Below are 8931 nucleotides of genomic sequence, written 5' to 3'. Positions count from 1 at the left end.
CGCGACGCTTGCTTCACCGCAAATCCGCCGCATAATCAACCCAACCAGATGAGCCAAATCCTCTCTTAGTTCAGGCGGCAATCTGTCCCAATATCCCTGACGACGGACACAACAATATTTTAGTGAGCCATGGTTTCAACGGCCGTCCCGGAAGCCATAGCAATCGTTTGCGAAGGGCGCGTTCAACACAATCCTGCACCAGATCATCCGCCGCATCCCGATCACGGGTCAGCGACCAGGCATAACGCCAAAGATCGGGGAGGCAGTTTTCAAGCTGGTTTTCAAATGACTGAAGCATGTACGTAAGCCGGGGGAGGAAACTTTCCCCCGGCACCAAGGTTCAGGGGCGTGCCATATGCCAAACACCTTTTACACCGTCCCCTGTCATGTCCCCAGGGTTTTCGTCTTTGAACCATAGATAAAGCGGCTTTCCTTTGTAGGCGACCTGAACGCTGCCATCCTTGCGTTCAATCAGGCTGTAGCCTTTTTTCAGTTCCATGTTGGCATCACCCATCAGCGGCGGCCATTTGGCGGCACAGTCATCATAGCAATTCGAAACGCCTGTCTCGTCCTTGTCAAAGGTATAGAGCGTCATCTTGCGCGCATCCATCAGGAAGGTTTCTCCGTTGAGCTGGCCAGTTGCGGCTGGCGCACCGGTGTGACCATCCGCAAATGAACCGGTTGCAGTCGCAACCAGCGCGACACCGGTAAAAGTGAGGGATTTTAGGGACATTGGATTCTCCGACTTTTTCAGGTCTGCCGGATGGCAGACAATACAACTACGAAGGCGCCTGGAAAAAATTCCCCAAAGTGAAACTTTTTTTGTGGCGTGTAGGCATTGTTGTGGTGGCTAAGCCAAAATCCGAGCCTACAGGAAAGGTCACCCATGTCCGGTTTGGGTACGAATAACCTGTATCTGTCGACAAGTGGACAAGCGCCTTAGGCCCGTGGGGCAGGGGGCTTCGTCACCTGACAGTGTCCCAAGTTTGGGTATGTAAGTAATGGCACGGCAGTCGCAGTTGTTTCAAAACGAAAGCACAGACGAGCTGATTGTATGCGCCCGGAACAATTTTCTCTCAGAAACTTCTGTCTCCGAGTTATCCAACTTGAACTAGAACACCGCCAAGGCTTAAACCTAGAATTTTCCGGGGAAAAGTCCGCATAAAAACCTTCGAACAAGGTTGACAGAGCGGCGGCGTGAAAATCCCTGCATATCGGTTAGGTAATTCACCCACATCCCCTCCAGCAAGGCGAGCGTTCCGCTGGTTGCGTCATCTACTAGGTTCGGGTCACGTCCGTTTTTTGGGGCTATCTCTTTGAACGCGGACCGCAAGGTTTCGACAAGTTTGTCATCCTGAGTGCTGCTGTAACGGGCGATACCTGGATGAGAGCTTGCGATACCCCGAAACGCATGCCAGATTTTCGTACTGCGCGGATTGAGCAGTGCTTCTGACAGGTCGGCCTCAATCACTGCCATAACACGGTCTTCGGGCGTTGCGCTCGCGCCCAGATCCATCCTTCTGTCCATCTCGGCATAATACTCGTTGCTGAAATGCCGGGCGGCTGCGGTCAGCAAATTGTCCTTACCCCCGAAATGCAAATGGATCATTCCGCGCGACAGGCCGGAGCGCTCGCAGATTCGGCTGACCGAGGTATCGGTAACTCCAATATCGGCAATTGTGTCCAGAGTCGCGTCGATCAGTAGCTGTTTATTGGCTTCCGGATCCCGCTTTGAACCGCGTTTTTGTTCCTTGGTGCTTTGCACTTTGTTCAATGTTACCAACCGTTTGTGAATGCCTCATAGAGGTAGATCAAAGGAATATTGACACGAAAGGCCTTTCTGGCGCAACATTTAATGGACGATCGTCCATTAGTAACTCGTGAATTTCGGGAAGGGAGGTTGGGTGATCTTTCGCAGCGAAGCGTCCCGGGGATATACCCTCAGCGCGCCAGCCACGGCTTACGTGGGGTTTCTGGTCGCGGCGCCATTGTTGATCCTGATTGCCTATTCATTCTGGACCCAAACCTATGTGACGCTCGACAAGACACCGACGCTGAAGAATTACAGCGATGCGTTTGCGGATCCGCTGGTCCGGCACCTGATGCTTCGGTCGATCTGGATTGCCGGAGCGGTGACCGTAGTCACCGTCGCACTGGCCTATCCCGTCGCGTATTTTATCGCGATGAAGGCCCAGAAAAAGACCATCTGGCTTCTGCTCATCACCATTCCATTTTGGTCCAGCTATTTGCTGCGCGTATTTGCCTGGAAACTCATTTTGGGTTTCAACGGCGTTATGAACTCTGCGCTTCTGGCGCTGGGTCTGATCAGCGAGCCTCTCGACTTCCTGCTTTACAACGAATTCGCAGTTGTGCTGACGCTCGCTCATGCCTGGGCGCCATTTGCGATCCTACCGATCTATGTCTCATTGCAGAAAATCGATCCCAGTCTACTTGAGGCTGCAACAGATCTTGGGAACAGTCCCATTCAACGTTTTATGCGGGTGACGCTGCCGCTGACGATCCCAGGTATCATTGCCGCTTGCCTGATCATCTTCATCCCTACAGTTGGTGATTATGTGACCCCGGCTCTGGTTGGTGGTTCAGATGGGAAGATGATCGCCAATCTTATTCAGGTGCAGTTCGGGGCCGCCAACAACTGGCCCCTTGGGGCTACGCTATCGCTGATCGCAATGCTGTCGGTGGGTTTTGTGGCTATCGTGTTTGTCATGTCCGCAACGCGGCTGGGGAGGCGGATCAGATGAGACGTCCTACAACCCTGACAGCCTATGCGTTCCTGTATCTGCTGTTTCTGTACCTGCCGGTTCTGTTCCTTCCCTTGTTCTCGTTCAACAGCGGCACAATCGTTGCGTTCCCGATCAAGGGCTGGACACTGGACTGGTATCGGAAGCTAGGCGAGCAGGACACGTTGATCCAGGCGCTTTGGAATTCGCTTGCCGTCGGCACTGTTGTTGCCCTTCTATCGACCGCCATGGGATTGTTCGCCGCCCGTGCCTTTGTTCGGTACCGTTTTCGGGGTCAACGCGCGGCAGAAGGTCTGGTGATGCTGCCTTTGGTGATCCCGGGCATAATCGTCGCCTCTTCAATGCTGGTCCTGTTTCTGTTCCTCGGTCTCAAGCCGTCATTGCTGACCGTCATTCTGGGCCATACGTTTCTCGCGCTGCCGTTCTCTGTCTCGATCTTGAAATCCGCCTTTGATGACTTCGACGCATCACTGGAGGAAGCATCTTACGATCTGGGCGTCGGCGTGTTCGAAACATTCCGTCGCGTGACGCTGCCGGTCGTTGCCCCCGGTATCGCAGCCAGTGTTTTGGTCACATTCACCGTCAGTTTCGATGAATTCGTCCTCGCCTTTTTCCTGTCCGGTAACCAGCCAACCCTGCCGGTTTACATCTGGAGCCAAATCCGTTTCCCCGCCAAGCTTCCAAATGTTTTGGCACTGGGGTCGATCCTGTTGCTAACCTCGGTTCTGCTTCTGGTTCTGGCTGAATACTTCCGCCGCCGTTCATCCGCATCTGAGGTCCGATGACAAACAGAAACATCATAGAGCTCAGGGATGTCGAAAAGCGCTACGGCACATTTGTGGCCGCGAGCGGCATAAACCTTGACCTCAGAGAGGGCGAGTTCTTTTCGCTCCTCGGTCCCTCAGGGTGTGGCAAGACCACGGTTTTACGCATGATCGCGGGCTTTCAGGAACCCACCAGAGGGAAGGTGCTGATTGACGGTCAGGATATGGAAGGAGTGCCCGCCAACAAACGCCCGACGAACATGGTTTTCCAAAGCTACGCAATCTTTCCGCACCTCAATGTCGGGAATAACGTAGCCTACGGGTTGCGGGGCAAAGCGCCTAAGGCCGAGATCGATCAGCGCGTCGCCGAAGCCTTGGAAATGGTCGAACTGGGTGGTCTTCAGGATCGCGGCGCAAGCGAGTTATCGGGCGGGCAACGTCAAAGGGTGGCGCTTGCCCGCGCGCTGATCATGCGGCCAAAGGTGTTGCTTTTGGATGAACCCTTGTCAGCGCTTGACAAGAAGCTGCGTGAACAGATGCAGTTTGAAATGCGCAATCTGCAACAGTCGCTTGGCATTACCTTTGTGATGGTCACGCATGACCAGTACGAGGCGATGACCATGTCCGACCGTATCGGCGTGATGTTCAACGGGCAACTCAAGCAGGTGGACACGCCAACAACGCTTTATGCCCGTCCCTGTGATCAGCAAGTGGCTCGCTTCATCGGTGAGATGAACATATTGCCGGCCCGGTTGCTTGGCGAAAGCGGTGACACGTTGTCAATCGATGCGGCTGCCTTCGGGCGGATGGAAATCGAAAGAAATCCCAATGTGGCGATCAGCGCCAGAAACATGAATATCGGTATTCGACCGGAACAGCTGGAGATTGCTGCGGATCGGCCTGAAGACTACCTATCAACGGTTCAAGGCACCGTCAGCAACGTCGCCTTCTACGGTGAAAATATTCACTACCACATTCAGGTGGCAGGGGCCGAAAAACCAATCTCGGTCTCCGTTCCAAACTATTTTCACACGGTCGATTTCAATCGTGGCGACTCCGTTTGGCTGGGGCTTCAGGCGGCGAGTGTGATCGATCTTGGTACGAATTCGGAATAAAACAGAGGGAGGATAGAATGAAACTTCAGGGAATTGCGGCCTTCGCATGTGCGACGGCGTTAACGACAGGCAGTGCCAGTGCAGGTGGCGCTGATCTGACGGTTTTTGACTGGTCGGGATATGAAGATCCCGGGTTCTTTGCCAGCTACATGGAAAAATACGGGGATGAAGCGCCAAGCTATTCCTATTTCGGAAGCCAGGAAGAAGCCTTTACCAAGCTGAGTTCCGGTTTTACCGCTGATCTGGCACATCCTTGTTCCGACGCTGTCAGAAAATGGGTCGCAGCTGATCTGATTCAGCCTTTGGACGAAAGCAAGCTGACCAATTGGACGGATGTGCTGCCCGAGATCAAAGAGGTCGACGCCATCGTTCTGGACGGCCAGCTTTACATGCTGCCATTTGAATGGGGGAACACGGGCCTGATCTATCGCACCGACAAGATCTCGGGGGATGAAATCTCGCTGCAACTGATGGCGGACCCGGCCTTTGCGGGCAAAATCGCCATCCCGGATGCCGCATCGTCTGCTTATGCCCTGGCCGCGCTGGCCACCGGAAACGCGGATGACTACACCAACCTGAGCGATGAGCAATTCAAGGAAGCATCGGATTTCCTGCGCTCGATCCACCCGAATATGCGTTTTTACTGGTCCGATGCGGGTCAGTTTGACCAGGCCATGACCAGTGGCGAGATCGAAATGGGTTGGGCCTGGAACCAGTCCGAACTGAACCTGATCTGGAACGAAGTGCCCGCGGCCATGATGCGCAACGTGGACAAGGGCATCGCGACCTGGGCGTGTGGCTATGTGCATCTGAAATCGTCCACGACACCGGTCGATCAGGTCTATGACCTTTTGAACGCGCTTACGGACCCTGCCAGTGGTCAGTACATCATCGACAACTGGGGCTACCCGCATTCCAACGCAAAAGCTTTCGAAATCGCCGATCAGGCCAATATCGAAGCCTATGGTTTTTCCGATCCCAAAAGCTTCTTCGAAGGCAGCTTGTTCTTTGATGCTGTGAACCCCGAGCTTGAGGCGAAGATGCTGGCCGAATTCGAGCGGATCAAAGCCGGCTTCTAACACAACCCATCATCCGGGGCCTAAGGGCTCCGGAACCCAACTACAGGAAAACGCGTGATTATGTCGAACGCGAACCCATATGCTTTGCTTTTTGAACCGATCCAGATCGGGCCGGTGACAGCCAGAAACCGCTTTTATCAGGTGCCGCATTGCACCGGGATGGGGCATCTCAGGCCGCGGGCGGACGCTGCCGTGCGGGGAATGAAAGCAGAAGGTGGCTGGGCCGTGGTGTCCAATCAGGAGACCGAGATTCATCCGACCTCGGATTTGTCCCCGTTCCCAGAAGGGCGACTGTGGGATGCGCGCGATGTGCCTGCGCTGCGTCTGATGACGGATGCGGTGCATGCACATGGTGCGCTGGCGGCCATCCAACTGGTTCATAACGGCAACCATGCGCAGAATCTGCTGACCCGCGCTCCGGTTCTTGCACCGTCCGAAATGTCTGTGGATACGACGCAACCAAAGCATGCGCAGGCCATGGACAAGGCTGATATTAGGGAACTTCGCCGCTGGCACCGCGACGCGGCCCTGCGCGCGAAAGAGGCCGGGTTTGACATCGTTTATGTCTATGCCGGGCACAACATGACATTGGCACAGCATTTCATGCTGCCCCATATGAACCAGCGGAGCGATGAATATGGGGGGTCGCTTGAAAATCGTGTGCGGCTGACCCGTGAACTGCTGGAAGACACCCACGATGCCATAAGCGACAGCTGTGCCGTGGCGTTCCGCTTTGCCATTGACGAGATGATGGGCGCCGACGGTATGCAGGCGGCAGAAGAAGGCCGCGCCATTGTCGAGCTATTGGCCGATCTTCCCGACCTGTGGGACGTGAATGTGGCGGATTGGTCCAATGACAGCGCAACGACCCGTTTTCAGCCCGAAGATGGTTATCAGAACGCGTTTCTGTCTCACGTCAAACAGATCACCCGAAAACCTGTTGTTGGCGTTGGCCGACTGACGTCCCCGGACATGATGCTGTCGATGGTCAAAAAGGGAATTGTCGATCTCATCGGTGCTGCGCGGCCATCCATTGCGGACCCATTCATACCAAAAAAGATTGAGGAAGGCAGGATCGACGAAATCCGCGAATGCATCGGCTGCAATATCTGCGTGTCGTCGGACAATCTGGGTGTTCCGATCCGCTGCACACAAAACCCAACGATGGGCGAGGAATGGCGCCGCGGCTGGCACCCCGAGATCATTGCGCCGAAAAAAAGCGAGGCAGAAGTGCTGGTCATCGGTGGCGGACCTGCGGGGCTGGAATGCACCATGCAATTGGCACGGCGCGGGTATCAGGTGACACTGGCTGAGGCCTCGGCCGAATTTGGTGGACGGGTTGGCAGGGAAAGCAGACTTCCCGGCCTCGCCGCCTGGTCGCGGGTGGTTGACTATCGCCTGAACGATCTGAAACAGCGGGCCAATGTACAGTTGTTCACGGACAGCAAGCTCGAAGCCGGACAAGTCGCCGAGCTTGGCATTGAACATGTCTTTATTGCAACCGGCAGCCATTGGCGTGCCGATGGAGTGGGTCGCAACACACAGCGCTGCCTGCCCACGGTCACGCCGGATGCCAATGTGTTGACGCCTGATGACGTCATGAATGGCGTTCTGCCCCCGGGCGGCCCGGTGATGATCTATGATGAAGATCACATCTATCTGGCGGGAGTGATTGCCGAGAAACTGGCGACTGCCGGATATCAGGTCATTTTTGCCACGCCAGAGAGTTTGGTTTCGGCCTACGCCGTTCATACTTTGGAACAGTCCCGCATCCAGGCCCGTATGATCGAACTGGGGGTGGATATCCGCTGCAATCAGGTGCTTACGGCGGTTCAGGGCGGCGCGGTGCGGATCGGCTGTGTCTTTACCGGCCGCGAAATTGAAATCCCGTGCGCCTCAACGGTTCTGGTGACCGAGCGCAAGCGTGAAACTGCCCTTTTCGACAGCCTGAAGGGGGCCGGTTTGAAAACCCTTGACCTCATTGGTGATGCCGCGTCGCCGGGATTGATCGCAGACGCGGTTTTTGCCGGCCATCGCGCCGCCCGCGATTTCGAGCGCCCAAAGGCCGATGCAGACAAAGACTGGTTTCGCCGTGAGATTATTGATTTGGCGGAGGATGCGACATGAACAGCACCAATGAAACAACCCGTTCACGTCGTCGCGGGGGCGGCGGGCGCGCAGCGCGTCTGAAGGTACAACAGACGACCACGGGTAACGAAGCCGTACGCGGGGGTCTGAGCGGCGGACGCTATAGACCTCTGACTCAAATCGATATGGAGAACATCCATCATGCAGCCCTGACCGTTCTGGAACAAACCGGTATTACCGACCATTTCCCGGAGTTGCTTGAGCTGGTGCTTCCCAAAGGTGCTATGTTGAGTGACCTCAACCGGCTGTGCTTTCCACGCGCCCTGATGGAAGACATCCTGGCTGGTGCTGCCAAGGAGTTTTATGTCTATGCCCGCGGAGAGCGTGAAGGCAAAGACGACATGCATTGTTCGGCAGAGAGCGTTTACTTCGCCAACTCTGGAACCGCCGTGACAACATTCGATGCCAAAACCAAAACCTATCGTCCGTCGGTTCTGCGTGATGTTTATGATTTCACCCGCCTGGTAGACCGTTTGGAAAACATTCACATGCTGGGCGACACGGTTCTGGCGACGGATGTGACCGATGATTTCACCCATGACATGAACACCATTTACGCCATGCTTGCAGGCAGCCAAAAACCCGCCTGCCTGACATTCCGCGACCGCAGCCACATTCCACATGCCATCCGCATGTTTGACTTAGCTCAGGGCGGCGAGGGGGCTTTCCTGAAAAAGCCAAGCGTCATATTCGGCGGCTGCCCCATTGTTTCCCCTCTGCGGGTCGGCAAGGAAAACATGGAAATCTTGATCGATACGGCCAAGCTGGGCCTGACTGTTGATCTGGCCGTGCCGCCTCAAGCCGGGGCCACGGCTCCGGCGACGCTTGCGGGAACACTGGTTCAAACCGTCGCCGAAACACTTGCCTGCGTCGCCATCGTCAACCTGATCACGCCGGGTTGCCCTATCTGCTTTGCGGCCTGGCCTTTCATAACGGACCTGCGCAGCGGGTCTTTCACCGGCGGCAGTGGTGAACAGGCGCTGATCGGTGCCGCAGCAATTCAGATGGGCAACTTTTACGGCCTTCCCACTTCGGTGGGTGCAGGTATGACCGATGCAAAAAT

General features: G+C 55.5%; 9 protein-coding genes. 6 read left to right on the top strand and 3 right to left on the bottom strand.

Annotated features, from left to right (window positions below; translation table 11 throughout):
- Positions 1 to 70: 70 nt before the first annotated feature.
- The 3 genes from AC2FNC_RS19045 to AC2FNC_RS19035 form a co-directional block, all read right to left on the bottom strand.
- Positions 71 to 298, bottom strand: a complete 228-nt coding sequence (locus tag AC2FNC_RS19045) for an RNA polymerase sigma factor (protein WP_496716296.1) — start codon at positions 296 to 298, stop codon at positions 71 to 73.
- Between the two features lie 42 nt (positions 299 to 340).
- A complete protein-coding gene (locus tag AC2FNC_RS19040; RefSeq protein WP_496716294.1) occupies positions 341 to 733 on the bottom strand; it encodes a COG4315 family predicted lipoprotein in 393 nt (130 codons plus the stop codon).
- A gap of 402 nt (positions 734 to 1135) precedes the next feature.
- On the bottom strand, positions 1136 to 1765 hold the full coding sequence (locus AC2FNC_RS19035; RefSeq protein ID WP_496716297.1) for a TetR family transcriptional regulator C-terminal domain-containing protein: 630 nt from the start codon (positions 1763 to 1765) through the stop codon (positions 1136 to 1138).
- Positions 1766 to 1904: 139 nt separating this feature from the next.
- Between AC2FNC_RS19035 and AC2FNC_RS19030 the strand changes: the two genes are divergently transcribed.
- The 6 genes from AC2FNC_RS19030 to AC2FNC_RS19005 all read left to right on the top strand — a co-directional run.
- The gene (locus tag AC2FNC_RS19030) at positions 1905 to 2762 is read left to right on the top strand and encodes an ABC transporter permease (protein WP_496716292.1); all 858 of its coding nucleotides are present in this window, start codon (positions 1905 to 1907) and stop codon (positions 2760 to 2762) included.
- Complete coding sequence (locus AC2FNC_RS19025) at positions 2759 to 3547, top strand: ABC transporter permease (protein ID WP_480555777.1); 789 nt, start codon at positions 2759 to 2761, stop codon at positions 3545 to 3547. The genes AC2FNC_RS19030 and AC2FNC_RS19025 overlap by 4 nt, the downstream gene beginning before the upstream one ends.
- Positions 3544 to 4641 carry an ABC transporter ATP-binding protein gene (locus AC2FNC_RS19020; protein WP_480623415.1) on the top strand — a complete coding sequence of 366 codons (1098 nt, stop codon included), beginning with the start codon at positions 3544 to 3546 and terminating at the stop codon, positions 4639 to 4641. The genes AC2FNC_RS19025 and AC2FNC_RS19020 overlap by 4 nt, the downstream gene beginning before the upstream one ends.
- Before the next feature lie 17 nt (positions 4642 to 4658).
- Positions 4659 to 5720, top strand: a complete 1062-nt coding sequence (locus AC2FNC_RS19015) for an ABC transporter substrate-binding protein (RefSeq protein ID WP_496716291.1) — start codon at positions 4659 to 4661, stop codon at positions 5718 to 5720.
- Between the two features lie 60 nt (positions 5721 to 5780).
- Positions 5781 to 7847, top strand: a complete 2067-nt coding sequence (locus tag AC2FNC_RS19010) for an oxidoreductase (RefSeq protein ID WP_496716290.1) — start codon at positions 5781 to 5783, stop codon at positions 7845 to 7847.
- The coding region (locus AC2FNC_RS19005) for a trimethylamine methyltransferase family protein (RefSeq protein WP_496716288.1) at positions 7844 to 8931 on the top strand (1088 nt) is incomplete at its 3' end. The genes AC2FNC_RS19010 and AC2FNC_RS19005, both read left to right, overlap by 4 nt.

It is taken from the genome of Ruegeria sp. BHSA123 (assembly GCF_059613425.1).
The sequence above is the reverse complement of the archived record's forward strand: the minus strand, read 5'-3'. Positions and strand labels throughout refer to the sequence as shown.